General features: G+C 59.1%; 22 protein-coding genes. 12 read left to right on the top strand and 10 right to left on the bottom strand.

From position 1 onward, the window contains the following. The first annotated feature begins 5 nt into the window (after window positions 1-5). Window positions 6-743, top strand: a complete 738-nt coding sequence (locus R1T46_RS06260; RefSeq protein WP_317307704.1) for a glutathione S-transferase family protein — start codon at window positions 6-8, stop codon at window positions 741-743. Here R1T46_RS06260 and R1T46_RS06255 read toward each other — a convergent pair. Beyond that, window positions 733-1,746: a helix-turn-helix domain-containing protein gene (locus tag R1T46_RS06255; protein ID WP_317307703.1), complete on the bottom strand. Its 1,014-nt coding sequence runs from the start codon at window positions 1,744-1,746 to the stop codon at window positions 733-735. The two genes, R1T46_RS06260 and R1T46_RS06255, sit on opposite strands and share 11 nt — an antisense overlap. A 134-nt stretch (window positions 1,747-1,880) precedes the next feature. Between R1T46_RS06255 and R1T46_RS06250 the strand changes: the two genes are divergently transcribed. The 6 genes from R1T46_RS06250 (at window position 1,881) to modC (ending at window position 7,259) form a co-directional block, all read left to right on the top strand. Then, window positions 1,881-2,804, top strand: coding sequence for a sterol desaturase family protein (locus R1T46_RS06250; protein ID WP_317307702.1), 924 nt, complete (start codon window positions 1,881-1,883; stop codon window positions 2,802-2,804). Between the two features lie 98 nt (window positions 2,805-2,902). Then, window positions 2,903-3,820 (top strand): alpha/beta fold hydrolase, encoded by a 918-nt coding sequence (locus tag R1T46_RS06245; protein ID WP_317307701.1) that lies wholly within the window; start codon window positions 2,903-2,905, stop codon window positions 3,818-3,820. Between the two features lie 64 nt (window positions 3,821-3,884). Beyond that, entirely contained in the window at window positions 3,885-4,682 is a 798-nt protein-coding gene (locus tag R1T46_RS06240) for an SDR family oxidoreductase (RefSeq protein ID WP_317307700.1), read from the top strand. 23 nt (window positions 4,683-4,705) lie between these two features. Next, a complete protein-coding gene (gene modA, locus R1T46_RS06235; protein WP_317307699.1) occupies window positions 4,706-5,506 on the top strand; it encodes a molybdate ABC transporter substrate-binding protein in 801 nt (266 codons plus the stop codon). Beyond that, window positions 5,506-6,186, top strand: a complete 681-nt coding sequence (gene modB, locus R1T46_RS06230) for a molybdate ABC transporter permease subunit (RefSeq protein WP_317307698.1) — start codon at window positions 5,506-5,508, stop codon at window positions 6,184-6,186. The genes modA and modB overlap by 1 nt, the downstream gene beginning before the upstream one ends. Further along, a complete protein-coding gene (gene modC, locus R1T46_RS06225; protein WP_317307697.1) occupies window positions 6,183-7,259 on the top strand; it encodes a molybdenum ABC transporter ATP-binding protein in 1,077 nt (358 codons plus the stop codon). Before modB ends, modC begins: the two co-directional genes overlap by 4 nt. Before the next feature lie 130 nt (window positions 7,260-7,389). Here the strand turns inward: modC and crp are convergent, their stop codons facing one another. After that, a complete protein-coding gene (crp, locus tag R1T46_RS06220; protein ID WP_007153756.1) occupies window positions 7,390-8,031 on the bottom strand; it encodes a cAMP-activated global transcriptional regulator CRP in 642 nt (213 codons plus the stop codon). A gap of 236 nt (window positions 8,032-8,267) precedes the next feature. Between crp and R1T46_RS06215 the strand changes: the two genes are divergently transcribed. From R1T46_RS06215 to R1T46_RS06200, 4 genes are all read left to right on the top strand, one after another. Beyond that, a complete protein-coding gene (locus R1T46_RS06215) occupies window positions 8,268-8,690 on the top strand; it encodes an OsmC family protein (protein ID WP_317307696.1) in 423 nt (140 codons plus the stop codon). Between the two features lie 256 nt (window positions 8,691-8,946). Continuing rightward, window positions 8,947-9,738, top strand: coding sequence for an adenosylmethionine decarboxylase (gene speD, locus R1T46_RS06210; protein WP_300493482.1), 792 nt, complete (start codon window positions 8,947-8,949; stop codon window positions 9,736-9,738). A gap of 155 nt (window positions 9,739-9,893) precedes the next feature. Further along, window positions 9,894-10,496, top strand: coding sequence for an FMN-dependent NADH-azoreductase (locus tag R1T46_RS06205; protein WP_317307695.1), 603 nt, complete (start codon window positions 9,894-9,896; stop codon window positions 10,494-10,496). A 35-nt stretch (window positions 10,497-10,531) separates the two neighbouring features. Further along, window positions 10,532-11,389, top strand: coding sequence for a pirin family protein (locus R1T46_RS06200; protein WP_317307694.1), 858 nt, complete (start codon window positions 10,532-10,534; stop codon window positions 11,387-11,389). 6 nt (window positions 11,390-11,395) lie between these two features. On the opposite strand, the gene R1T46_RS06195 is transcribed toward R1T46_RS06200, so the two are convergent. Together R1T46_RS06195 and R1T46_RS06190 are read right to left on the bottom strand one after the other, a co-directional pair. Continuing rightward, entirely contained in the window at window positions 11,396-12,262 is an 867-nt protein-coding gene (locus R1T46_RS06195) for a phosphoribulokinase (protein ID WP_317307693.1), read from the bottom strand. Window positions 12,263-12,280: 18 nt separating this feature from the next. Beyond that, window positions 12,281-16,030 carry a DUF1631 family protein gene (locus R1T46_RS06190; protein ID WP_317307692.1) on the bottom strand — a complete coding sequence of 1,250 codons (3,750 nt, stop codon included), beginning with the start codon at window positions 16,028-16,030 and terminating at the stop codon, window positions 12,281-12,283. Window positions 16,031-16,198: 168 nt separating this feature from the next. Between R1T46_RS06190 and R1T46_RS06185 the strand changes: the two genes are divergently transcribed. After that, window positions 16,199-17,269, top strand: a complete 1,071-nt coding sequence (locus R1T46_RS06185) for an aminopeptidase (RefSeq protein ID WP_317307691.1) — start codon at window positions 16,199-16,201, stop codon at window positions 17,267-17,269. On the opposite strand, the gene argA is transcribed toward R1T46_RS06185, so the two are convergent. The 6 genes from argA to dut all read right to left on the bottom strand — a co-directional run bounded on the left by argA (window position 17,240) and on the right by dut (window position 25,263). After that, on the bottom strand, window positions 17,240-18,550 hold the full coding sequence (gene argA, locus R1T46_RS06180) for an amino-acid N-acetyltransferase (RefSeq protein ID WP_317307690.1): 1,311 nt from the start codon (window positions 18,548-18,550) through the stop codon (window positions 17,240-17,242). The genes R1T46_RS06185 and argA overlap by 30 nt on opposite strands. Before the next feature lie 102 nt (window positions 18,551-18,652). Then, window positions 18,653-19,813, bottom strand: coding sequence for an acetylornithine deacetylase (gene argE / locus R1T46_RS06175; protein ID WP_317307689.1), 1,161 nt, complete (start codon window positions 19,811-19,813; stop codon window positions 18,653-18,655). 26 nt (window positions 19,814-19,839) lie between these two features. Then, window positions 19,840-21,078 carry an acetylornithine deacetylase gene (locus tag R1T46_RS06170; protein WP_317307688.1) on the bottom strand — a complete coding sequence of 413 codons (1,239 nt, stop codon included), beginning with the start codon at window positions 21,076-21,078 and terminating at the stop codon, window positions 19,840-19,842. A gap of 67 nt (window positions 21,079-21,145) precedes the next feature. Beyond that, window positions 21,146-22,042 (bottom strand): acetylglutamate kinase, encoded by an 897-nt coding sequence (argB, locus tag R1T46_RS06165; protein WP_317307687.1) that lies wholly within the window; start codon window positions 22,040-22,042, stop codon window positions 21,146-21,148. 48 nt (window positions 22,043-22,090) lie between these two features. Beyond that, a complete protein-coding gene (locus R1T46_RS06160) occupies window positions 22,091-24,718 on the bottom strand; it encodes a phosphomannomutase/phosphoglucomutase (protein WP_317307686.1) in 2,628 nt (875 codons plus the stop codon). Window positions 24,719-24,801: 83 nt separating this feature from the next. Continuing rightward, entirely contained in the window at window positions 24,802-25,263 is a 462-nt protein-coding gene (gene dut / locus R1T46_RS06155) for a dUTP diphosphatase (RefSeq protein WP_317307685.1), read from the bottom strand. Window positions 25,264-25,274 lie beyond the last annotated feature (11 nt).

The following is a 25,274-nucleotide window of genomic DNA, read 5'->3' as shown; positions in this document are numbered from 1 at the left end:
ACGTCATGGCGATAAAACTCTACCAGTTTGCTATTTCACACTACTGCGAAAAGGCTCGCTGGGCCCTGGATCACAAAGGGCTGAGCTACGAAGCCATCAGCCTTTTGCCCGGCCAGCACATCAACACTATCCGCAAACTGACGGGCGCTGATTCATCGGTACCGGTACTGGACCATGACGGTCACCGGGTTCAGGGATCGAAAGCCATCATTGACTATCTGGACGACACGTTTCCCGAGAACCCGCTGACGCCGACCGACCCGCAGGCCCGCGAGGCTGCGCTGTCCTGGGAGCAGCGGCTGGACGACGAAGCCGGCCCCAGCGTGCGCTGTTACTCCTACCACCACTTCCTGCAACGCCCCAAGGTGGTCGTTCCCATGCTGGCTGCGGGCACGCCCTTCTACAATCGGATTCTACTGAGACTGGCCTTCAGCCGGGTGGACGAGGTCATGCGCAAATGGATGAAGATCAACGAGAAAACCGCCGCGCAGTCGCGGGAAACCATGGAGCGCTACCTGACCGAACTGGCGAATGCTTACCAGGAGAAGCCCTACCTGGCTGGAGATAGTTTCTCCCGCGCCGACCTCGCCGCGGCCTCCTTGTTCGCACCCATGTTCCAGCCCGGGCAATACCCGGTGCCCTGGCCAAAACCGACGAAAATCCCCAAAGACATCCAGGCCTGGCTGGATCAATGGCAGCCACAGATCCACACGCTGGAAAAGGTCTATGCTGCTAATCGCTGAGCCACTGACGGCGCTCTCGGCCGGGTGAATTGCCGGTCCAGCGGCGGTAGGCCCGGGTAAAAGCACTTTGCTCGGAAAAGCCCAACAGCAGAGCAATGTCGGTCAGCGTCAGTGAGGTGTCGTCCAGGTACTGTCGCGCCAGCTGTTCCCGGTTCCGATCGAGCCACTGCTGCCAGCTCAACTGATACCGGGCCAGGCGTCGCTGCAGCGTTCGCGGTGACATGTGCATGGCATGGGCTGCACGCGCCAGGGTGGGCTCGCCATCAGACAACAGTTTCAGCAGTACCTGCTGTAGCTGGCGATCAATGCCCGAGCCCGCCTGTGACGCCTCCGGCAACGCCCGCAGCAGGGCACGGGCCTGCCGGTCCAGCAACTCGCGAAGTGTCGGGTCTCGCCGGGGCATGGGCAGGCTGAGGTAATGCAGCGGAAACCGGACTCGCACATGGCTGTCGTTCCAGGTCACCGAGCAGCCAAAAAACCGTTCGTATTCCCTGGCCGCCTCAGCACCGACGTCACCCAGAAAACTCACTAGCGAGGGCGGAGGTGGCTGATCAATCTGGCGACGCATAAAGGTCACCAATGCTGCAATTGCAGCGCCGTCCGCCTGCTGGCCAAGCTCATTCTCCGAGGGCGGCCAGCGCATTTCCGCCTGATCGCCGACGACCTCGATTTCCGCCAGGCTGGCACCATAAAACAGGGTTTCGTAGCGCTGGTAGGCCAACATGGCCTCGCCGAGGGTGTCGGACGCCAGCACCAGATAGCCGAGCACACCCACATGGGCAGGACGCACACAGGCCCCCACCTTTAGCTCGGGAGCGGCATACTGAGGCGCCAGAGCCAGTCCCTGCGCCAGCAGGTCACGCCACACCGGCACCAGTACGTTGTCTTCCGACGCCCAGCGCGCCAGCGCTATCCTGACCGGGGCATTCTCCAGTCCCTCCTGTTCAAGCCAGTCCGATAGCAGTCCCGTCCAGGCACCGGTTACCCGCATTACCTTGGCCATGGTTCACCGTCCTCCACGCGCTGCGTCATTCATTGTTGGCACTAATCATCAATTTTGTGGCGTTTATTGTCAATTTATGGCATCGCCATCGGCGCAGAATACAGTCACACCTACAATCACAATACGGTTTCACCATGGCATTGATGGACATGATGAGGGCGGTTCTTGAGGAGAGCGGGTTGCTCCCCCTCTGGAACGCCCTCGCCCCCTGGCTGGCACTGGACGAACGCCAACTGATATTCGTTGTCGCAACGCCGGTGTTCATTGCCGTCACCCTGTGGGAGTACCTGCGGATTCGCCACGACCCCAAACGCATGGACGTACCGGAAGCCCTGCGGAACTTTGCCCTGGGTGCTGGCTACCAACTGACGGAGTTGCTGTTCGCGGGCCTGATCGCCTTTCCCGTATACGCATTCCTCTACCACCACCGACTGCTGGATCTGGAACTGAACTGGGCGATGGGTCTTTTGACGTTTGTTGGAGTGGATTTCTGTTTTTACTGGATGCACCGTTCCAGCCACCGCATACGCTGGTTCTGGGCCGCCCATGTGGTCCACCATTCCTCCGAGCGTATGAATTTCTCCACCGCCATGCGCCAGAATGCCACCAATATCTTTAACGGCATGTGGCTGTTCTATGTGCCCTTGGCGTTGATCGGCTTCAATCCTGTGTGGATCGGCGTGGCTTATGCCCTCTCACTGGTGTACCAGTTTTTCATTCACACCACGCTGGTTGGCAAACTGCCAGGCTGGGTGGAAACCGTGTTCAACACCCCCAGCCATCACCGGGTTCACCATGGCCGCAACCCCGGCTATATCGACCGCAACTACGGTGGCACCCTGATCGTCTGGGACCGACTGTTCGGCACCTTTGTCGCCGAAGACGAACAGGCACCACCGGACTACGGCATTACCCGACCGATACACTCCAGGAACCTGCTGGTGCTGTGGACCCACGAGTACGTGGACCTGTTCCGGGCCATGGCCCGACCAGGCGGCCTGCAAGCCCGCCTGAAGCACTTGTGGAAGCCACCTGAATGGGATCGGGACGCGGACTAGCGCCACAAAAGCCGGATTTTCCGGCTCCGTCTCACATTAACGTCCGATTTCCGGCTAGACTCCCGTTTACGCCACCAAACCGCCCGGAATCGACCAACATGGACCTGCAGGAAAGTTTCATCAACAGCCCCGATCACCATCGAATTCCGTTGCTGTCGTGGGCGGCGGAAACCCCGTCGGCCGTGCTGGTCATTGCCCACGGCATGGCGGAGCATGCAGCCCGCTACCAGCCGCTGGCGCTCTGGCTGAACCAACAGGGGGTATCGGTGATTGCGATCCAGCATCGAGGCCACGGACCGCATTGCCCCGAAACTGATCTTGGCCATTACGCCGACCACAAGGGCTGGCAGAAAGTGGTGGACGACCTGCAGCAAGTCGTTGTCCACGCCAGAAAGCAACACCCCGACCTCCCGCTAACGCTGTTCGGCCACAGCATGGGTTCGTTCATCGCCCAGGCCTTCAGCCAGCAGTATGGTGACCAGATCGACAGACTGATCCTCTGCGCGACCAATCGTATCGACAAGCCGAAGTTGCGGACCTCCCTGGCGCTGGTCCGCTCTATCCGGGCACTGCGCGGGAAACGGCACCACAGCCGCCTGATCGACAATATGACCTTCGGTGCCTTCAACAAGGCGTTCTCCCCCAATCGCACCAGCCATGACTGGCTCAGCCGCGACCCGCAACAGGTGGACCGCTACCTGAGAGACCCACTCTGCGGCTTCCCCTGCACGGCTGGGCTATGGTCCGACTTCATTGGTGGCATGCTGACCATCAATCCAAAAACATGGCGCAAGGACCTTCCGATACACCTGCTGGCCGGTGACAGCGACCCGGTTGGCGAGATGGGACACGGTTTCAACCGGCATGTTGCCAACCTTCGTGGCGCCGGCCTGCTCGTTGCCTCCGACCGTCTGTTTCCCGGCGCCCGTCACGAACTGGTCAATGAAACCAATGCTGACGAGGTCTGGCACCACATCCTCGACTGCCTGCGTACCGGGACAGACTCCGGCGCGTAAAAACATGACGCCGACCGGCCCGGGGCGCTAAGATCAATGCCACCCAACTAATCGGAGTAAGCCCATGTTTACCAACAGAGTCGTGTGGATCACCGGCGCCTCGTCCGGCATTGGTGAGGCCCTGGCAGCCAGGTTTGCGCGCGAAAATGCAAGAGTTGTTCTTTCGGCGCGACGCCAGCCAGAGCTGGAGAGGGTCCGCCAGCACTGCATTGATGCCGGCGCTGCCCCGGAAAACATGCTGGTATTGCCTCTTGACGTTACCGACCTGCCCTCACTTCCGGTGGCTGCCGACCACGTCATCAGTCACTTCGGCCAGATCGACCTGTTGATCAACAACGCCGGCCTTTCCCAACGTTCTCTGTGCAAAGATACCGAGCTGTCGGTGTACCAGAAGCTACTGGATGTGGATGTGATGGGGCAGATTGCGCTGACCAAGGCCGTGCTCCCCCATATGCTGGAGCGCCAATCCGGACACCTGGCAGTGACCGCCAGCGTGGCCGGTAAAGTCGGCGTCCCCCTGCGCACCGGCTACTGTGCCGCCAAGCACGCGGTGATGGGCTTCTTCGACGCCCTGCGGGCCGAGGTGGAAGACGATGACATTCTGGTCTCCACCATTACCCCCGGTTTCATCCGCACGGACATTTCCCGCAATGCCCTGGCGGCCGATGGCTCGGCCTTCGGCGAGGAAGACGAGAACATTGCCGGTGGCATGGACGTCGGCGAGTGCGCGGATGTCATCGTCAGTGCGCTGGCCAAGGGAAAACGCGAGATTCCCGTCGGCAAGGGCAAGGAAATGGCAGCGCTTTGGGTCAAGCGTGTCGCTCCCGAGATGATGTTTAAGTTGGCGCGCAAGCAGAACTGAATCTGGAGTCACTGAAAACGGTTATGTACCAATCCACGTCAGCGGATCATCAACCAAGAGTCTGCTTCTTACGCATTGCCACGCTGCTGTTTTTTTCAATAGCCAGCCTCCCGGTCATGGCCGGTGAAGTCAGCCTCGGCGTTGCTGCTAATTTCACCGACACCACCCGCGAACTGGCCAAACAGTTTGAAGCCAAGACTGGCCACACGGTTTCAGCCAGCTTCGGGTCCACCGGCAAGCTGTACGCCCAGATCCGGAACGGTGCGCCCTTCGACGTGTTCATGGCCGCCGATGCACGCAGGCCAGCGCTTATTGAGAAGGCGCGGGCCGGCGCCCCCAATACCCGCTTCACCTATGCCCGGGGCAAGCTGGTGCTTTGGAGCCCGACCCCGGACGCTTTCGGGGACGCTGATAGCTACCTGGCCCAACAAACGTTCTCAAGGCTGGCCATGGCAAACCCGAAGACCGCGCCCTACGGTCTTGCAGCACAACAGGTTCTGGTACATTTGGGCCATTGGAAGGCACTGCAGGCGAAGCTGGTTCGTGGCGATTCCATCGCCCAGGCCTTTCAGTTTGTGGTCAGCCGCAACGCCCAGGCCGGCTTTGTGGCCCTGTCTCAGGTAACATCCTGGGCAGATAAGGAGGGCGCCCTATGGACCGTGCCCCAACACTATTACCAACCCATTGACCAACAGGCTATCCTTTTGAACCGGGGAACCAGCAACGAGGCAGCCCTGGCCTGGATGGACTTCCTGAAATCGAACACTGCCATCGCCACGATCCGGGGCTATGGCTATGACCTCGCTTACGACACGGCTGACTGATGCTTGAAACCTACTGGGACCCGGTCTGGCTGACGCTCAGGCTGGCCACGACGACCACATTGTTGCTGTTGCTCATAGGCACCCCCATCGCCTGGTGGTTGGCCCGCTCCCGGCATTGGTTGCGTCAGCCAGTCGCAGCCATCGTTGCCCTGCCCCTGGTGCTGCCACCCACAGTGCTCGGTTTCTACCTGTTGCTGGTCATGGGGCCTGACGGCTGGGTTGGCCAAGTAACACAGTCTCTGGGCATTGGCCTGTTGCCATTTACTTTTGAGGGCCTGGTGGTGGCGTCGGTCATATACTCCCTGCCATTCACCGTTCAACCTATGCAGAATGCCTTTGAAGCCGTCGGCGAGGGCTTCATGGAAGCCGCCTCAACCCTTCGTGCCGCTCCGTGGGAGCGATTCCTGTTTATCGCAGTGCCCCTGGCAAGAAACGGATTCCTGACCGCCTCCGTGCTCACCTTCGCCCACACCATCGGTGAGTTCGGCGTGATCCTGATGATCGGTGGTAACATCCCGGGTGAAACCAAGGTGTTGTCGGTGGCCATCTACGACCACGTGGAATCCCTTGAGTACGCCCAGGCCCACTGGCTGTCCGCCGGCATGGTGGTGTTCTCCTTTGTGGTTCTGGTGACCCTCTACGCGCTTAACGGCAAAGCCCGCGCGGGAGCTCTCAGATGACCGCCACTATCCATGCCCGCTTCCGGTGTGCCTTTCCGGGGTTCGACCTGGACGTTGACCTGACCCTCCCGGGTACCGGCATTACCGCCCTGTTCGGGCACTCCGGTTGCGGCAAGACCACACTGCTTCGGTGCATGGCAGGCCTTCAGCACGCGCCCGGAACCATGACCGTTCTGGGCGAACCCTGGCAGACGGAAGAGCTCGTCCGGCCGGTACACAAGCGCGCCCTGGCCTACGTGTTCCAGGAAACCCAGCTTTTTCCCCACCTGAACGTGCGCAGGAACCTGGAGTTCGGTTACCGCCGCATTCCCGCCGGCGAACGACAGATCAGATTCGATGATGCCGTTCGCTGGCTCGGCCTGGAATCCCTCCTGGAGCGCATGCCTGCCGGACTTTCCGGCGGTGAGCGCCAGCGGGTCGCGATTGCGCGGGCACTGCTGACCAGTCCAAGGCTGTTACTGATGGATGAGCCGCTGTCCGCTCTGGACCGCGCCAGCAAACAGGACATCCTGCCCTACCTCGAGAGGCTCCGGGACACCCTTGCGATTCCCATCATCTACGTGTCCCACTCCACGCCAGAGGTCGCCCGCCTGGCCGACCACATCGTGATGATGGAGGATGGCCGGGTGGTGGCCCAGGGGCCGCTGCAGGAAACGCTCGCCCGCACCAACAACCCTTTTCGACTGGAAGACGATGCCGGGGTTCTGCTGGAAGGACGGATCGACCATCTGGACGAGCGCTGGCATCTAGCCCTGTTCAGGTTCGACGGCGGCCAACTGTGGTTGCGCCAGGACGACCGGCTGACACCCGGAGACAGGGTTCGAGTGCAGGTCCTGGCGCGAGATATCAGCCTCGCACTGACCGAGCATTCCGACCAGAGCATCCAGAACCTGGTTCCGGCCATCATCGATCAGGTCGATCCGGATGTGGCGCCGGGCGTCAGCCTTGTGCGGCTTCTCGCGGGGCCAACCCCACTGTTATCAAGGCTGACCACCCGGTCCGTAGACCAACTCGGCCTTGAACCCGGCAAGACCGTGTGGATGCAAATAAAGTCCGTGGCTCTCGTGGACTGACACCTTTGGCCCGGTGTTTGGCCCGCCCTGCTATCCGGCGTCGGGGCCCGGATGGTTACCCTGAGCTATCCCACACAACGAAAAAGGCCGCTGGTTCCAGCGGCCTTTCGGGACAGGGTAGCAATCGGTTTCAGCGGGTACCGTACACCACCATGGTCTTGCCCTTGACCCGTACCAGGCCCTGGTCTTCGAGGGTTTTCAGAACCCGTCCGACCATCTCCCGGGAGCAACCAACGATCCGACCGATCTCCTGGCGGGTGATCTTGATTTGCATACCATCAGGGTGGGTCATGGCGTCCGGTTCCTTGCACAGGTCCAGCAGCGTGCGGGCAACCCGTCCAGTCACGTCGAGGAAGGCAAGGTCACCCACCTTGCGGGTGGTCTGGCGCAGCCGTGAGGCCATCTGCTCGCCGATGAAGTACAGAACTCTGGGGTCTTGCTGGGCGATTTCACGAAACTTGGTATAGCTGATCTCGGCAACTTCGCACTCCGTCTTGGCCTTTACCCAGGCGCTGCGCGAATCCATGTTGTCGAACAGCCCCATTTCACCGAAGAAATCCCCAGCGTTCAGGTAAGCCATGATCATCTCGCGGCCATCGTCGTCCTCGATAATGACGGTAACGGAGCCCTTGACGATGTAAAACAGGGAATCGCTTTTGTCCCCTGCATAAATAATGGTGCTCTTGGCAGGGTAACGCCGGCGATGGCACTGCGAAAGAAAATAGTCCAGATGCTTGGTTTTCTGCTCAACCGGCTTGACGATAGTGGCCATAGTGCGAGTCATGCCTCCTTTGTACTGGCGGGATTCCAATGTTTTTATTCACCCTGCTTTCCCTGCGGGTTTATTCATTATGAGCGCAACTTATAACAAGAAGGCCCGGTTTCGGCAACCTGAAACAGTATAGACCAGATCAGCGGGGCTGCTTTTCAGCAGGCTGCTGGCGCTAACGGGATATGCTAGCATCGCTGCCAATCGTACGTTATATCCCATTCGGAGCGCGAAATCAGATGAAAGCAACCATTGACTGGACCGGCGACGCAAGCTTCCGGGCAACCAGCGGCAGCGGCCACTCGGCGCAGATGGACGGCCCACCCGACCATGGCGGCAAGGACCTGGGGCCACGCCCCATGGAAATGATGCTGATGGGGCTGGGAGGCTGCTCATCCTTTGACGTCATGAGCATTCTGCAAAAAAGCCGTCAGGACGTCACCGCCTGCCATGCCGAACTCGAAGCGGAGCGGGCTGACGCCGTTCCGGCAGTGTTTACCCGCATCCACCTGCATTTCGTGGTCACCGGAAACAACCTCAAGGAAAATCTGGTGAAGCGCGCTGTCAGCCTGTCGGCCGAGAAGTACTGCTCTGCGTCCATCATGCTGGAAAAGGCGGGCGTTGCCATCACGCACAGCCATGAAATACGCGACACTGCCTGAACCGGCAGACAACAGGTCCCCTCAGCGCGGTCACAGAGGCCTGCCAGTCTGTGGCAAACCGGCGGTTATTACGGATGCTAGAATGTTGCCCTGCACTCTACCCAAATTGAGGGTCGGTGTGCATAATACGCACCCTTCTCCGCCGGTCTGCGCAAAAGGTAAACAATCCGGTCAGTTATCGGTGGCGGCCTTGGTGGCATGCATCAGACAGACATGACCACTGACATTCATCTCCAGACAATTGGGGGGGCTGAACATGGAAACCAAACTACAGTTACATGGTTTCAATAACCTGACCAAATCACTGAGCTTCAACATCTACGACATCTGTTATGCGCAGACCGAAGAGCAACGTGAAGCTTATATTGACTACATCGATGAGATGTACAATGCCGAACGCCTGACCCAGATCCTCACCGACGTGGTCAAGATCATCGGTGCCAACGTGCTCAATATTGCCCGTCAGGACTATGAGCCCCACGGCGCCTCTGTCACCATGCTGATTGCCGAACACGAACTCAGCAACGGTGAGCCGGACAACGAGGAGTCACCAGGCCCTCTGCCGGATGCCATCGTGGCCCACCTGGACAAAAGCCACGTAACAGTACATACCTACCCGGAGAGCCACCCCTACGAAGGCATCAGCACCTTCCGTGCGGATATCGACGTGTCGACCTGCGGTTTGATCTCGCCGTTGAAAGTACTGAACTACCTGATTCACAGCTTCGACTCCGATGTGGTCACGGTGGACTATCGGGTACGCGGCTTTACCCGCGACGTGGACGGCACCAAGCACTACATTGACCACGACATCAACTCGATCCAGAACTACCTGTCCGAAGATACCCAGAACGCCTACCAGATGATTGACGTCAACGTGTATCAGGAAAATCTGTTCCACACCAAGATGATGCTCAAAAATTTCGATCTGGATAACTATGTGTTCGGCGTCAATGCCAGCGACCTCGACCCCCAGGAGGCGCAATCCATCGAGGATCGTCTGCGCCGGGAGATGCTGGAGATTTTTTACTCCCGCAACGTCGAATAGTGACGTGCACAGGAAGATTGGCCTGCGCCTTACCGGGCGCGGGCCAATTTGATCAATTTAACTGAACAACCTTTCCAAGATTCTCCGATTTCATCTTTTCCCGTCACGCAGTTCAATAGCCTCATAGCGTTTTAATCACCCAAGAGGCTCTGAACATGAAGAATATTCTCGTTATTACCGCAAGCATTTTTGGCCAGGACGGCCAGTCATCCAGGCTCGTCGATCAAACACTGGACCAGATCCGGCAGACCTACGGCGACATCCAAACCACCTATCGGGATCTCTCCGCAGAGCCGGTACCGCATCTGGACGCCGAACGGTTCGGTGCCTTCCTGACCAGAGCGGACGACCGCGACGGCTCGCAGCAAGGTATTGTCGATTATTCAGATTTGCTGATCAGTGAAGTTGTCGATGCAGACGTCATTGTTATGGGCGTGCCGATGTACAACTTCGGTGTGCCGTCCGTGCTGAAAGCCTATTTCGACCACATTGCCCGTGCCGGCATCACTTTCCGATACACCGCAAATGGCCCCGTTGGCCTACTGGAAGACCGGCCGGTGTATATCCTGGCGGCGCGCGGCGGCCTATACGCCGGCACGCCGAACGATACTCAGACGCCGTTCATTCGTTCCTTCCTTGGTTTTATCGGCCTTAAGGACGTTCGCTTTGTCTACGCCGAGGGTCTCAACATGGGGGATAATCAGAAAGCGAATTCCCTGCAAGAGGCCGGACGAGCCATTGAAACCCTGACCGCCTGAGTCCGGCGATTCTAGGCACTGGAAGGAGATCCGTCATGACCGAACGAACCCTCAGACAGGTTATTCCCGGTACCGAAACGTCCGACGGCGCTGGCGTTCGTATCAAGCGCTCCCTCGGGCAGCAGCAGAACGTCCGTCTTGATCCCTTCCTGATGCTGGACGAGTTCGGTTCCGACCAGCCTCAGGACTATATGGCCGGCTTCCCGTCCCATCCGCATCGTGGATTTGAAACGGTGACCTACATGATCGAAGGCCACATGCTGCATGAGGATCATCTCGGTAACCGGGGCAATCTGAAAAATGGCGGCGTGCAGTGGATGACCGCCGGACGCGGCATTGTCCACTCCGAAATGCCCCAGCAGGAATCGGGGCAGATGCGCGGTTTCCAGCTGTGGCTCAATCTGCCGGCTGCGGAGAAAATGAAACCGGCGGGTTACCGTGATATCCAGCCTGATGAAATACCGGCCATTACCCTGGATGGTGGGTTGATCAAGCTGGTGGCTGGAGAGCTGACCGTAAACGGCCAGGCACACCAGGGTACCATCACCGGCGGCAGCACACGCCCGTTGTATGCGGATATCCACCTGGAACCGGGAAAGGAAACTCTGCTGCCGATCGATCCGGAACTGGAAGGCCTGCTTTACCTGTATGCCGGAGAGGCATCCCTGATTTCAGAGGCGGGCCCGCAGCCCCTGAAACGCTCAGCGGCAAGCATTCTTTCCGAAGGTGACAGTGTCCACGTTGGCGCCGGTAAGAACGGAGCCCGAGCGCTGCTGATTGCCGGCAAACCAATTGGCGAGCCTGTGGTGCAATATGGCCCGTTCGTGATGAACAGTCGTGAAGAGATCGAGCAGACCCTCCGGGACTACAGGGATGGTCGCCTGACGGCCTGAAGGCCTTCAGGCAAAGGGCTTGTGGGCGATCAGGTCCTGCACCAGCGGGCGCATGGTCAGGTCCATGGCCAGCGATAGCTTGGTTCCCGGGATGACCAGCGTGTCATACCGGGACAGGCTGCTGCCGCCGATCATCTGCAACAGATAGGGGAAATCCACTTCCGATGGGTCCCGAAAACGGATGACGATCAGGCTCTCGTCTTCCGTCGGCACGTCGCGGACCACAAACGGGTTGGATGTGTCGACCAGTGGAATGCGCTGGAAGTTCACATGGGTGTGAGCGAACTGCGGGACAATGTCATGCACGTAATCGTCCATACGGTTGACAATGGTCTGAACGACGGCTTCCTGTGAGTACCCGCGCTTGTTGGTGTCGCGGTGAATTTTCTGGATCCACTCCAGGTTGACGATCGGCACCACTCCCACCAACAGATCCACGTACTGGGCAATGTTGTAGGCATCGCTGACCACGCCACCGTGCAGGCCCTCGTAGAACAGGAGGTCCGTTTCCGCCGCCAGCGGCCCCCAGGGGGTGAACGTACCCGGTTTGTGGCCGGCCTCGATCAACCGCCGGTCTTCATCATGAACATACTGGCGGAACTGGCCGTTGCCGGTATGCCCATAGTCATAGAACAGCGCCTCCAGCTTGTCGATATGGTTCGCCGCCATGGCAAAATGGTTGCGTTCACCGAACTGCCCCTTGGCCGCAAGGCGGGCCATCTGCTCACGATTGTAGCGATGAAAGCTGTCACCACTGACCATGGCTGCCCGCAGCCCTTCGCTGGCAAACAGGCGGCTGAATATCTCACCCGTAGTGGTGGTTCCAGCGCCGGAGGAGCCGGTGACCGCGATGATCGGATGGCGTTTAGACATAGCATGAGGTCCGGAAAGTCAGTCCAGGCTGGTCAGCAGCCGCGGTTTTTCGATGGTAAAACCCTGAGCGTAATCCACACCCAGACTGGTCAGCATATCGAGAACCGCGCGGGTTTCAACCCGTGAAGCAATCACTTCCCGTTTCATGTAGTGCGCCATATCCACCATCGACTTCACCATGGCCTGATCAGTTTCACTGGCGTCCAACTGGCTGGTGAAGGCGCTGTCCAGCTTGATCATATCCACCGGCAGGCTGCGCATGAACTGGAACGACGTTGGCCCACTGCCGAAATCCCCCAGACAGAAACGGCATCCCAGTTCTTTCATTTCCTCAATGAATTCCGAAATGCCCTGAATGTCGTTGATTGCGGATGCCTCGGTTATTTCGAACCACAACCGTTCGATGGGAGCATCTTTCTGGCTCAGCTTGTCGTAAATAAACTCCATCAGTTGCTGATCGTTCAGCGAGTGGCCAGAGAGATTGATGCAGATCCCACCCATGTGCTCCGGGTCGGGTGCGTGGTCGCGAAGCCAGTCCAGCATGTGCCCCACCACCCAGCGGTCAACCGCTTGCATTCGGTCATAGCGCTCCGCCATGCGGACAAAATCCTTGCCGGTGATGAGGTTGCCATCGTCATCATACATACTGATGAGAACCTCGTACTGCGCTGCCATGGACGTGCGCGCGTGCAGCGGGATAATCTTCTGGCAACGCAGCAACATACGCTCCTCGTTGAGATCCCCAAGGTTGGCCACCTTCGCCGCAATCTGCTCCTGACGGGCATGGTCGTGCGCATCCAGGGAGTATTCCATCACCTTGCCATGGCCGCGTTTCTTGGCCGACTTCATGGCTTCCTCCGCCGCCTTCAGCCAACGTTCGGCGTTCGCCAGCGCCGGCAACTCAGGTGCCAGGCCAACACTGGCCGATAGATGGTAACTGCCGCTGTCGAAAACAAACTCCATGGCTTCTATGGCCGCGACAATCCCACGGGACGCGTCCAGGGCGTTTTCCGCCGGCAGCATAAACGCGAACTCATTCCCCGAGAACCGAGCCAGCGGCATGCCATCACCAACGTGGCTACGGAGCACATCAGCCACCCTGCGCAAAGCTTCATCACCGGCCTGGTAACCGGCCGTATCGTTGAGCAGACGGAACTGGCGCAGGTCCAGTAACACCAGAGCCCGCTGGTCCTCGCGCCGGGCCAGCTGCTGATCCAGCATACGTTCAAATTCGCGGCGCCCCAGCAACCCGGTCAGCTCGTCATGGGTGGACGCCCACGACAACTGGTCATAGACCTTACGCACCATCCGGTCGATGCTCTCGTCCACCAGGGGCCGATCGTACTGGTTGTCCGGAACGATAATGCCTTTGCGCATGTGCTGGGCCAAAGCCTCCAACTCCAGTTCAACCACGCGCATGCCCTGATGATTGACGAATACAAATCGACTGAAGCCTCGGGCAACCCATACCAGGCGGATATACTGGGGTTCATCCGGTTTTTCCTGATCCCGCAACCAGTCGCCGGTACGCAGTTGCTGGGCCCGGTTGATCCATCGCTGCAGGCTGCGCTGATCACGTTCGGACAGAGCCTGGCGCTTGTCGTCCTCGCTTTTCGACGGTGGAATCTCCACCATCTCAGGCGGGCTTTCAGGGCTGCGCACCAGGAACTGCTTGAGCTCGTCGCGTATCTGGGAGGACGGCATGTGGTTGCTGGAGATAGACGCCAGCCCATCCTGGATCACCCGCAGCAGTTCGGGCAGATTGATATTGCTTTGCGGATCCTCCGCGAAGGTCATCAGCGAATCGATCACCGACAGGTAATCCTGCCACAGTGGGCTGTCCTCTCCCTGACGTATCCAGGTCAGCGATAGCAGGTCTCGCCAGCCGCCATCCAGCAGACTGACCACGGCTTTCGGCACTTTTTTCCCGGCCAGCTTAAGCTCCAGTACCCGGGCAACCGCCTTCTTGGATTCAGAAACCTTCTGGGCGCCCTCCGCTGCTGCCGTTACTCTTTCCACGTTGCGGCGGTAGACCAGGTTCTGGCGATCAATCAGCGAGTCCAGCTCCTGCACTGCGTTCTCGAACACGCCAGTATCCTGCTCAAAATCCGTGGCTATCCGCTGGATCAACTCATCAATGCGCCGTTGCACCACCGGATTGATGCGGCCGCCTTTCACGCCCAGCTGGGCCAGTCGATTCATCACGCCGCGTACCGGGCTTTCCTGGTCGTCGAAGAATTCCGGGTCACGCATCACCACTTTCAGCACCGGCACTTCCAGCTGGCGCATCCGTGACTGGGCGTATTCACTGAGTTTCGGGCTTTCCACCACACTGCTGAAGAAGCGGTCCACTACGTCCAGCGTGCCCTGTTGTTCTTCGCCCAGAGCATGTTCACCGCTTTCCTTCACCCTTTCCACGACACGTTCGCGGAGGGATGGCTGGTCCGAAGCCACCGTCGCAGCCTGCACCTGGAGCTCCTGCAATTGCTTCTGTAATTCTCCGGCTGACAACTCCCTCGCACCGGAGGAAAAATCAGGCGGAGCAACGTCACCTCTCGCCAGGCGGCTGGCTGACAGGGTACCGAGGAGATTCTTTACGGTGGCAAACGCGGTCTGGGCGGCGCTGGCATAGCCACGGAACTCGGTCACTGAATTACGGGATGACGGACGGCTGGTCTTTTGCTCTGGGGCCTGCTTTACCGCCGCTCCAGCGTCGTCCGGTTGCGGAGCCTCAGGCGGCTGAGCCCGCTTTTCCTCGCTCTGTTCGGATTTCTTTGGCGCCTGTTCACTGAGATACTTGCTGAGGTCCAGGTCCGGCAGCACACCATGTCGGATCAGGATGCTGTTCAACTCCCGGTATAGCGGCCCCAGGTGCATCAGCACCGATTTTTCGAAGACACGCAGGCAGACTTTTTCAACGTCACGATCCGCCTTGAGCTGGCTCAAGCCGACATGGAAGGACTCACAGATCAGCGAGGGCCCCAACGGATTATGATGCCCCGTGGAATTGGCAATGCCCAGTTTATCCAGCCGCAACTTCAACTGAAGCAATTCACCCCGATACTGGGTATCCGCCTTCGTGACCATCACCCGGATCGTCAGCCAGTCTTCAAACTCGCCCTTGTCGACAACCGACAGTTCAGACCCGGGAAATCCCTTTGGAGCGGGTTTTAGTGGCGACTCCAGGCTGCGCGCCATCTGGTGCCAGATGACCCGCTGTCGGGCCTGGATCTGGCCAGACGCGTCCATGTATTCATTGGCCTGTTGGTCATTACCGGCCTTCTGGGCAGCGTCCCGCAAGGCGGTTGTCATCTGCACAAGACAGGCATCCATCAACGGCTCAATGTACTGAATAACCGCCTTTGCGGATTGGTGCAGAACAAACTGGACCTTGTCACTGGGTGCCCGTAGTGACGCACGATCCTGATGACGGCTGGCGCCACACTGCTCCAGCATGGCACTGACCGCTTCAGGGTTGGAGCGGGTAAAACTAACGCCCATCGCGCCCTCTATGCGCCGCCTGACATTCACATGGAGCTCGTGGCGCTTGAGGCCGTCAGGGCTGCGGAACCGTACCACCAGATCCTCGGCACCCCGCAAGAGCACCTGATCCAATTTTCTGGACGTTTCCCCGGAATAACGTACAAACAGGCCTTCCGCGCAGAAATCGGCGATCTGGCACGGCAGATTGTCACCACTGCCAACGTCCAGCTGAGCAGCGAGTTTAATCGGTTGGCGGGGGCTCGAACGACGTTCTTTCGGATCCATGAACTACCTGATATCTGGTAAAGCCGAGTGACTAGATAGGGTAAACTGTTCCTGTCACCGGCCGGTATCCCTGAAAGGCAGCGGTAGCTACCTGCTACTTGGGGGAACATGGCTGTAATATAGCGCTTGGCAGCTACGCCAGCCAGCCACTAACTAACAACCTGGACTATGAAACAGCTTAGTCAGATCTACCTCGTTATGCTACTGATAACGACACTTTCAGGGTGTACGACTTTAGGTTATTACAGCCAGGCGGTCAGTGGCCACCTGTCACTGATGATGTCCACGCAACCCGTGTCCGAGCTGATCAATGCACCATCAACGCCGCCAGCGCTGAAACAGAAACTCCTGGTGGCGAACGACGCCCGTCGTTTTGCCGCACATCGTCTGGCATTGCCGGTGGGAGACGCCTTTGCAGAGTACGCTGAGCTCGGGCGGCCCTGGGTGGTTGTCAACCTGGTGGCCGCTCCGGAGTTTTCCCTTCAGGCCCACCGGTGGTGCTATCCGGTGGTCGGCTGCCAGGCTTACCGGGGATATTATGAGCTGGAGAACGCCCGGAATGAGCAGCAATCATTCATTGAGGCCGGCTACGATACGTTCATCGGTGGTGTCACCGCCTATTCGACCCTCGGCTGGTTCGACGATCCTCTACACACCGGCTTTACGTCTTTATCAGCCAACCGCATGGTAGCGCTGATGTTCCATGAACTGGCGCATCAAGCGGTTTATATAAGCGACGATACGGCCTTTAACGAGAGCTTCGCAACCGCCGTGGAGTTGGAGGGCCTCAGGCTGTGGCTGGAGGCAAAGAAAGACGATTCGGGGTTTCACAGAGCGCTGGCGCGGCTACACCAACGCAACCAGACCCTCGCCCTGGTCGACGATGCATCCCGGCAGCTTGAAGCGCTCTACAAGCAACAGGACACGCTGCCAAGGGCCAAACTCCGGCACCAAAAGGCGCAGCTGTTCCAGGCCCTTCAGGACGAGTACCAGACCCTATCGGCAACCTGGGAACAGCCTGGCCCCTTTGGAGAGAACCCGACCGGACTGAACAACGCCAATCTCGCCCTGTTCAGCCAGTACAACCAGCATGTACCCGCCTTCCGGCAGCTACTCCGGGACCACACTGGCGACTTCCGCGCCTTCTATAACACCGTGGATGCCCTGGCGGGGCAGTCTCCGGAAATTCGCCAGCGCAGACTGCTCCAGCTAGGACAACGCTTTCACGAAGACCTTTGAGTTACGCTGAGTATTGTAGGAAGCCAGTTTCGGCCCTGGCAATTCACGCGCCGTGGAGGGCTGAAACCCCCTTTCACGGAACCAGTGTTCGGTCTGGGTGGTCAGCACGAACAACCGCTGGATGCCCTGCCCCCGGGCCAGCTTTTCTACCATCGCCAGGACGTCATCGCCGCGACCGGCTCGACGATAGGCCTGGTCCACGGCGAAACATGAGAGCTCACCCGCGCTTTCATCGGGGTAATGATAAAGCGCGGCGCATCCCACAATCGTACCGTCCCGTTCAGCCACCACAAACCGATTGATTTCGGTTTCCAGCATTTCCCGGGAACGGCGCACCAGAATGCCCTGCTCTTCCAGCGGCTGGATCAAGCCGAGGATACCCCCAATGTCCTCCACCCGGGCCTGGCGGATCTGCTCGTAGTTGTCACCACTGACCAGCGTACCAGACCCGTCACGGGTGAACAGTTCTTCCAGCAATGCGCCATCGTCGGCATAACTGATGATATGAGCGCGGCGCACGCCCTTGACGCAAGCATCACACGCGGCCCGCAGTAGATCGCCATCGTGGCCTTGCACCATGTCCTCCGCCAGCCGATCGGAGGCCTGCCGAGCGGACAGCTCCCGTATCAATGCTCCGCCCTCATCCAGAAGCCCCTGATTCTCGGTGAACATGATCAGCTTCTCGGCCTGCAATGCGGCGGCAACCTGGCTGCCCACATCTTCGTAGGACAGGTTGAAAGCATCACCGGTGGGCGAATACCCAAGCGGCGGCAAAAGCACAATGTGTCCTAACTCCAACAGCTTCTCGATACCGGCCACATCCACCCGGCGCACACGCCCGGTATAGCCAAAATCGATCCCGTCGAGAACCCCCACTGGCCGTGCTGTCACATAATTACCGCTACTGACACGAATACGCGCATTATGCATGGGTGAGTTCACCAGCCCCATGGACAACTGGCTTTCCAGATACGCCCGCAACCCACCAATGGCTTCCAGCACCGGCGCCAACTGCTGCTCCGGCGTTACCCGCAGACCTCGATGGAAAGTGGATTCTTCGCTTGCCGCGTCCAGCCTCGCCTGAATCTGCGGCCTGGCACCAAACGCCACCACCAGTCGGATGCCCAAACTACTGAGCAGGGCTATGTCGTGGATAATGTTGATCAGATTGTCGTTAGCAAGCGCATCGCCTCCTATCGTCAACACTACGGTACGACCACGATGGGCATTGATATACGGCGATGAGTGGCGGAATCCGTGCAGCCATTCGTTCGATTTCAAACTCTTCTCCTGCGAGTTTTCAGCTTATGGAGCGTTCCGGGTATTGGCGGGAGACTCTCCCGCCAATACCCTCGTTATTCTACTGAGCTGCCTTCGTATGGTTTAAAGACAGAACTCATTGATGAGTCCCTTGAGGATCCTTACCGCCGGGTCCAACTGCGACAACTCCAGAAATTCATCGGGTTGGTGTGCCTGGTCGATGTAGCCGGGGCCCATAACCAGGGTTTCCATACCCAATTTCTGCAACCAGGGTGCTTCTGTGGCGAAGGCCACCGCTTCCGCACTGTGGCCCGTCAGCCTCTCACAGACGCGGACCAGCTCGGCTTCGGCCGGGGTTTCAAATGGCGGCACACCATCGAACAACGGCTCAAATGTCAGCGACAACTCACGGCTTTTGGCGACCGGCTGCAGCGTGTCGAGTATCTCCTGGCGCAGTGCCTTCATGTCCATGCCGGGCAACGGCCGCAGATCAAAATGCAACTCGCAGCGGGCGCAGATGCGATTAGGATTATCACCGCCGTGGATGCACCCCAGGTTCATGGTAGGTAATTGAACCTTGAAATTGGGATTGCTGTATTTCGCCTGCCACCCCGACCGCAGGGCCAGCAGTTCACCCAGCGCCTCGTGCATGCCCTCCAGGGCATTGCGTCCAAGGGACGGGTCAGATGAATGGCCGGACTGGCCCTCAAACACCAGGCGTTCCATCATGATGCCCTTGTGCATGCGCACAGGTTTCAAACCGGTGGGTTCGCCGATGACCGCATAGCGGGCCATGGGACGACCGGCCTCGGCCAGCGCCCGGGCACCGTCCATGGAACATTCCTCATCGGCGGTGGCGAGGATGATCAATGGCTGCTTCAGATCCTGGTCGACGAAGGCTTTGGCCGCTTCAATGGCCAGTGGAAAAAAGCCTTTCATGTCGCAGGTGCCAAGGCCGTACCAGCGATCATCCCGCTCGGTCAGGGTAAACGGGTCGCTTTGCCAGCGCTTGTCATCAAACGGGACGGTATCGGTATGACCCGAGAGCACCAGACCGCCGGGGCCACTGCCCAGTGTCGCGATCATGTTGTACTTTCCGGGCAATCCGGGCACTTCCAGTATCTCGACGTTGAACCCCATGGGCTCCAGCCATTCGGCCAGGGTACGCACCACCGGTTCGTTGCTGTGATCCCACTCGGCAGACGCGCTGCTGATTGACGGTTGTGAGATCAGCCTGGTGAGCATCTCGCGAATGCCAGGCAGGTGTTGGATGGATCCGGACATAGAACACTCTCCGCCCCGGTGTGGGGCTAGCGGGCCTGGCCTTGGCGCCAGACCTCAAACGTTGCAATCAGTCTGATGGCGATCGGATACGCCACTTCCCCGCCATCGATCAGCCGTGCGACTTCCAGTCGTTCGTCGCCCACGCTGACCAGGCGACCTTCCACAACATTACCATTGTCCAGCGTAACTCTCACCGTGCGCCCGACCCAGGTTTCAGCATTCTCCGTGTCGGCCAGGTTCCAGCCATCAACGACCGGGGCGCTCTCTCCCGGCACCACCGGTTCAAGCACTTCCTGCGGCACGTCCGGCACTGCGGGTTCAACACGCTCAAGGTAGACATCGGGCACCACCGAACGGTTGTAGCGAACGGTCAGGCTGGCGTCTGCGGCTTCATCGCTGCGAACAGGCACGCCCCATACCGGTGCCGAAGGATTCAATTCCAGGGTCAGCTCCCCGCCTTCTGTCAGCCACTGTCGGTACAGGGCCAGCAACTGGTCACTGGCGCCAAAGCCCCGAGCCGCCAGCGACTCGCGAAACGCTGCCATGACGATACCGGCCCACTCCCCGGTTTCCACACCCGATTCCCGGGCACAGTAGGCCGCAACTCGACGCATCAGGCCCCCATCCCGCAATGTCACGGTTGCCGGCGACTGTGTGGATTCCGGCAGGGCCGGCAATGACAAGGGGTTCAGGCGAGCGCCGGGCCAGTCCAGCTCCACGCTGCCGGCGTTGGCGGTCGTCAGCTCGACGTAGAGACCATCGACACTCTGAATAACCATAGCCTCACCGGACACACCATCGACTCCAAGACGCATCAGGTCACCGCTACCGAGTTGCTGGCGATGATCAGGACCGCAGACCGGTGAGAACAACGCCGGGGTTGCGTCGCCCGCTGCCGTCACCCAGTTGCGGAACATGTTGGTGTCGAGACCCAGGCTCAGGTTCTCCGCCACCAATGACCAATGCGGGGGCAGGTCCGATGGGTCCAGGAGCGCGCGCACGAGGGCGACCGGAGAGCCTGCATTGAACATTAACCGATCGAACGCCACTGGACGGGTAAGCCGGAAGTCCTGGTAGCTGCCATCACCCAACACCAGTCGGCCGACAAGGTCGGAGCGAATATTACCCCGATCAATAACGCCCAATTCCTCAATCGCCTGCTGGGCATCGGCCAGCCGCTGGTCAGCCAGCCACCAGACCGCCCCCTTGAACGACAGGTAGCCTATAAGGGCCAGGACTACCAAAAAGGTCAGCAGGCGCTTCATGATTTGGTCCTCTTGGGGCGTGACGCCAGGGTGTTACCCCGCACTGGGAGGCAACAGGCGGCAATGGTCAGTTACGGGAGATCAGGGTGCCGACACCTTCGTCCGTGAAGATTTCCAGCAACGTCGCGTGGGCCACGCGGCCGTCGATGATATGGGAGGTTCGAACGCCATTCTCCACGGCGTTCAGAGCGCAGCGGATCTTGGGCAGCATACCGCCGTGGATGGTGCCATCGTCAATCAGGTCGTTAACCTGTTTTGCGGTCAACCCGGTCAGCACTTTGCCTTCCTTGCTCTTGAGGCCGGACACATTGGTTAGCAGGATCAGCTTTTCCGCCTTCATGGCCTCCGCTACCTTACCCGCTACCAGATCGGCGTTGATGTTATAGGACGCGCCATCGGGACCAACACCAATCGGAGCAATCACCGGAATAACATTGCTACGGGTGAGCATGTCGATCACTTCCACGTTCACACTGGCGACTTCACCCACATGACCGATATCAATGATTTCCGGACGCTGCAGCTCAGCAGAACGGTTCATGACTTCCAGCTTGCGGGCGCGGATCAGATTGGCGTCCTTCCCGGTCAAGCCTACAGCCGTACCACCGTGGGAGTTGATCAGTGAAACAATCTGCTTGTTAACCTGGCCGCCCAGCACCATTTCCACCACGTCCATGGTCTGGCTATCGGTAACCCGCATGCCGTTCACGAAATTGGATTTGATATTGAGGCGCTCGAGCAATTCACCAATCTGGGGGCCACCGCCGTGAACCACGATCGGATTGATACCCACTAGCTTCATCAGAACGACATCACGAGCGAAGCTGCTTTTCAGCTCCTCATTTTCCATGGCGTTACCGCCGTATTTGATCACCACCGTTTTTCCGGTAAACCGCTGGATATAGGGCAACCCCTTACTCAGTACGGCCGACACCTGCATTGCTGTTTCACGATCCAGAGCCATTCATCTTGCCTTGTTAGTCAAAAAAGTCGGTTCATTATTCCAGAGCTGTCAGAAATCCGCGACAAGGTCCGGAGCCGCCTTTTGGAGCTGCTCACGGAATACTGCCTTGATACGATCGAGCGCCTCCTCGGTTTCCGCCTCGAAGCGGAGTACCAGCACCGGCGTGGTGTTGGAAGCCCGGCACAGGCCCCAGCCATCGGTAAACTCGACACGGATACCGTCAATGGTGCTGATGTTTCCATCGCCGAAGTCCCCTTCGCGACTCAGTTTCTCCATCAGCGGAAACTTGGTCTCGTCGGAGACCTCCACGTTCAGCTCCGGTGTGCTGATGTCTTCAGGGAAATCCTCAAACACTTCATCGCAGTGCCGGTCTTCGATGCCGAGGATTTCCAGCAACCTGGCAGCAGAATACAAACCATCATCAAAGCCCATCCAGCGTTCGCCGAAGAAGATATGCCCGCTCATTTCACCGGCGAGCAAGGCTCCGGACTCCTTCATCTTGGCCTTCATTAACGAGTGACCGGTTTTCCACATGATCGGCCGCCCACCAGCCTCGGAGATCACACCCGCAAGACGACGGCTGCACTTTACGTCGTACAGGACATCGGCACCGGGGTTGCGCGACACCACGTCCCGGGCAAAAAGCATCAGCAGGCGGTCCGGCCAGATGATCTTCCCGGTATTGGTCACAACGCCCAGGCGGTCGCCATCGCCATCGAAAGCCAGGCCGATATCGGCACCTTCGGCCTTCACACACTCGATAAGGTCCACCAGGTTTTCCGGTTTGCCAGGATCGGGATGATGATTGGGAAAATTACCATCTACCTCACAGTAGAGCGGTATCACTTCACAGCCCAACTCTTCGACCAGCAGCGGTGCAAGCTCGCCGGCGATACCATTTCCAGCATCCAGCACCACCTTCAAAGGTGCCGCCACCGCAATATCACCCACGATACGATCCAGATAGGCGCGGCGCACATCTTCCGAAGACTGGGAACCATGGCCAACCGCAAAGTCCCCCGTGCGGATTCGCTGCAGCAGTTTCTGGATGGCCTCGCCGGACAGGGTTTCGCCACCCAACATGATCTTCAGGCCGTTATAGTTGGCGGGGTTGTGGCTGCCAGTCACCATGACACCAGAACCGTTATCCAACTCGTGGGTCGCAAAGTAGAGTACGGGGGTGGGCACGGCACCGACACGGATCACGTTGCACCCAGTGGCCATGACGCCCCGCGCCAGCGCGTCGGCCAGATCCGGGCTTGAATGCCGGCCATCGTACCCAATGCACAGGCTGTCCACCCCCCGCTCGATAGCCTCACTGCCGATGGCACGGCCGATCACGGCGACAATATCCGCTGTCAGGGTTTCGTCAACAATGCCACGAATGTCGTAGGCCCGGAATATGGTGTCTGAGACCTCGGCCTCAGGCAGGCTCACTTCTTCGACGTCTGGCGTATCGTCCAGGCCATCGGCCCCGCCGAAACCGAGCACGTCGTCATCGCCATCAAGCATATCAATGTCCAGGACATCTTTGTCCTGGAACAACGGCTCGTCAGCGGTTGATTGGGACGGCTGCCGACTGCCTGGTTTCGGCCGCGCCGATTCACCGGCTTTGGCGACCCGTTTTTCCACCATCTGGGCGAGCCGGTGCAGCACTTCAGCGGTCGACGCCACCATGTCCCATTTCAGTGCCGGTGGCTTGACCCGCTCGCCACCAAAGACCTTGTGTGTCCATTGGATCAAGGCTGTTATGTCCTGCCGCAGACCTCGCTGGGCACTGCCGAGCATAACCCAGACAACGATAGCAGCGACCAGTGCCGGAACCAGAGCGAATACGATGGCCAACGTGCCACTGAAAAGGGGCGCGGGTGCGGAGGCAGGTGTGTATCTGAGTTTCCAGTCAGGGTTGACAAGATCCCGCTCGTACGTCGGGCCATTGCCACTACCGCGGCTGACGATGTTACGCGTTGAACCGTTCACCGACTGTACCAGGGAAAACTCTCCGCCCAATGCCGGGTTTACACCGGCCATCAGCGGTTGCAGCCGGGCCGCATCGAACACCACCAATACGCTGCCAGTAACTGCTCGGCTCTGGGGGTTGCGAACCGGCGTCGACATCTGCAGGTACCACTGGCCGCTGCGCGGGAACGCATCCGGGAAAAGCCTCTGCCCCGTCTCGGCGCGGCGGGCGAGGTCGAGGCCGGAAAAACCCAGGGTAGGTTTGGAGGATGTACGGGGAATGTCTCCGTAGGGAAAGAGGTAGACGGCCTCAATATCCGGCAACACCTTGGCGAGATTCGCCGCGGCGGCGCTCACGGGGGCTTCTCCTCTCAGCGCGGCGCGCACATAATCCTGATCGGCGACGCCCTCAACCGTGGCCTGCAACAAGGCGAGCTGCTGATCGACACGCACAGCCGCGGCGTCTGCCTCCAGGGAGGCCTGGGTTTCATAACGCCGGGACTCTGCCGGAACCGCCAACAGAAAATACAGCAGTGCTGCCGAAGCCACTCCGGCAAGCACCACCACGAGGGCCTGGGAAACAGCAACGGACGTCAGCCGTTTATGCCGTGGGCCGGTGGCGGATTTTTTCTCGTTGCTCTGTTTTTTTGCCTGCTTTCCGTCCGGTCTGGCGTCAGGTGCAGCGTCCTCAGAGTTCTTCTTTTTGCCAAGCTTCATAGTCCATCCTGCAGGTGTTTTCGCCCGAATTCTTCAATTATCAGGGAAGTATAGACCCTGAGCAGTGATCTGCGCCTGATACCTCATCGGGTTCCCGTGGAACCAAAACCGCCGTCACCTCGCACGCTGGCGTCAAAGGACGACACCACTTCAAAGTCTGCCTGTACGACTGGCACAAGCACCAGCTGCGCAATGCGCTCACCCACGTCGATGGTGAACTCGGTTTGCCCCCGATTCCAGCAGGAAACCATTAATTCGCCCTGATAATCGGAATCGATCAGGCCCACCAGGTTGCCCAACACAATGCCATGTTTGTGGCCGAGGCCGCTGCGCGGAAGAATCATCGCTGCCAACGAGGTATCCGCGATGTGAATCGAGAGTCCGGTTTTTATCAGTTCGGTCTGCCCGGGTTTCAGTGTGAGCGGCGCGTCCAGACAGGCGCGCAGATCCAGGCCGGCAGAGCCGTCCGTCGCATATTCGGGAAAGGGAACTGAACGACCGATCCGGTCATCCAGGATGCGTACCTGAAAGGTTTTGCGGGTCATTGGTTTTCCTT

The sequence above is a fragment of the Marinobacter salarius genome (assembly GCF_032922745.1).
Lineage (GTDB): Bacteria > Pseudomonadota > Gammaproteobacteria > Pseudomonadales > Oleiphilaceae > Marinobacter.
Note: the sequence above shows the minus strand (reverse complement) of the source record. Positions and strands in the feature narration are given on the sequence as shown.

What these genes read in the sequence shown, in the direction of transcription:
- R1T46_RS06195 (WP_317307693.1), bottom strand. Translation starts at nt 12,262, where the DNA reads ATGTCTAAACGCCATCCGATCATCGCGGTCACCGGCTCCTCCGGCGCT.
- R1T46_RS06170 (WP_317307688.1), bottom strand. Translation starts at nt 21,078, where the DNA reads ATGAAGCGCCTGCTGACCTTTTTGGTAGTCCTGGCCCTTATAGGCTAC.
- argE (WP_317307689.1), bottom strand. Translation starts at nt 19,813, where the DNA reads ATGTCCGGATCCATCCAACACCTGCCTGGCATTCGCGAGATGCTCACC.
- R1T46_RS06185 (WP_317307691.1), top strand. Translation starts at nt 16,199, where the DNA reads ATGAAACAGCTTAGTCAGATCTACCTCGTTATGCTACTGATAACGACA.
- R1T46_RS06205 (WP_317307695.1), top strand. Translation starts at nt 9,894, where the DNA reads ATGAAGAATATTCTCGTTATTACCGCAAGCATTTTTGGCCAGGACGGC.
- R1T46_RS06255 (WP_317307703.1), bottom strand. Translation starts at nt 1,746, where the DNA reads ATGGCCAAGGTAATGCGGGTAACCGGTGCCTGGACGGGACTGCTATCG.
- R1T46_RS06245 (WP_317307701.1), top strand. Translation starts at nt 2,903, where the DNA reads ATGGACCTGCAGGAAAGTTTCATCAACAGCCCCGATCACCATCGAATT.
- argB (WP_317307687.1), bottom strand. Translation starts at nt 22,042, where the DNA reads ATGGCTCTGGATCGTGAAACAGCAATGCAGGTGTCGGCCGTACTGAGT.
- R1T46_RS06250 (WP_317307702.1), top strand. Translation starts at nt 1,881, where the DNA reads ATGGCATTGATGGACATGATGAGGGCGGTTCTTGAGGAGAGCGGGTTG.
- modB (WP_317307698.1), top strand. Translation starts at nt 5,506, where the DNA reads ATGCTTGAAACCTACTGGGACCCGGTCTGGCTGACGCTCAGGCTGGCC.
- dut (WP_317307685.1), bottom strand. Translation starts at nt 25,263, where the DNA reads ATGACCCGCAAAACCTTTCAGGTACGCATCCTGGATGACCGGATCGGT.
- speD (WP_300493482.1), top strand. Translation starts at nt 8,947, where the DNA reads ATGGAAACCAAACTACAGTTACATGGTTTCAATAACCTGACCAAATCA.
- R1T46_RS06190 (WP_317307692.1), bottom strand. Translation starts at nt 16,030, where the DNA reads ATGGATCCGAAAGAACGTCGTTCGAGCCCCCGCCAACCGATTAAACTC.
- R1T46_RS06160 (WP_317307686.1), bottom strand. Translation starts at nt 24,718, where the DNA reads ATGAAGCTTGGCAAAAAGAAGAACTCTGAGGACGCTGCACCTGACGCC.
- modC (WP_317307697.1), top strand. Translation starts at nt 6,183, where the DNA reads ATGACCGCCACTATCCATGCCCGCTTCCGGTGTGCCTTTCCGGGGTTC.
- crp (WP_007153756.1), bottom strand. Translation starts at nt 8,031, where the DNA reads ATGGCCACTATCGTCAAGCCGGTTGAGCAGAAAACCAAGCATCTGGAC.
- R1T46_RS06240 (WP_317307700.1), top strand. Translation starts at nt 3,885, where the DNA reads ATGTTTACCAACAGAGTCGTGTGGATCACCGGCGCCTCGTCCGGCATT.
- R1T46_RS06260 (WP_317307704.1), top strand. Translation starts at nt 6, where the DNA reads ATGGCGATAAAACTCTACCAGTTTGCTATTTCACACTACTGCGAAAAG.
- modA (WP_317307699.1), top strand. Translation starts at nt 4,706, where the DNA reads ATGTACCAATCCACGTCAGCGGATCATCAACCAAGAGTCTGCTTCTTA.
- R1T46_RS06200 (WP_317307694.1), top strand. Translation starts at nt 10,532, where the DNA reads ATGACCGAACGAACCCTCAGACAGGTTATTCCCGGTACCGAAACGTCC.
- R1T46_RS06215 (WP_317307696.1), top strand. Translation starts at nt 8,268, where the DNA reads ATGAAAGCAACCATTGACTGGACCGGCGACGCAAGCTTCCGGGCAACC.